This window comes from Polaromonas sp. P1_G2 (genome assembly GCF_056405515.1).
This window is the reverse complement of sequence record NZ_JBFUBY010001136.1, coordinates 1-452: the sequence shown is the minus strand read 5'-3', so window position 1 is coordinate 452 and position 452 is coordinate 1. Positions and strand designations below refer to the sequence as shown.

General features: G+C 61.3%; 1 protein-coding gene. It reads right to left on the bottom strand.

Annotated features, from left to right (window positions below):
* Nucleotides 1–103: 103 nt before the first annotated feature.
* On the bottom strand, nt 104–340 hold the full coding sequence (locus AC1D0P_RS29430) for a hypothetical protein (protein WP_477679964.1): 237 nt from the start codon (nt 338–340) through the stop codon (nt 104–106).
* Nucleotides 341–452 lie beyond the last annotated feature (112 nt).

Sequence of the window (452 nt, the reverse complement as noted above, 5' to 3'; positions counted from 1 at the left end):
GCTCCTGCTGCTGTGCGAGCCTGCCAGTCGTGTCAGGCTTGGCGACGTGACGCCGGATCGGCAAACGGCCCGGCGCCCGAAGGCGCCGAGGCCGAAACCGCGCTCAAAGCCAGGTCTTCCAAGGACGGACGAAGCGTTCGACAGGGTCTTCCGTCCTTTCCGGTAGCCCGAGATCACGCAGCATCCGATCGGAAAGATGGGAGATCCGGTTCGTTGTCTGGCTCTGTTTCCGGATGGCCCGGAAGAGCGCCATGGCGATATTCCAGGCACCGAAGGTCTGGTGTAGTTCCTCAATCGACGCACTCAGTCGATCGACAACCAAGGATTGTCTTTTGTGCATGACTTCTGTCCTGGCGAAGCGACGCAGCCAGGTCCTCTTGGTGGGAAGGACGCGCCGATGCGGAGACGCGAAAAATCGCTCCGCCAGCCGGTCACGTCACGCTAAGTTAGGA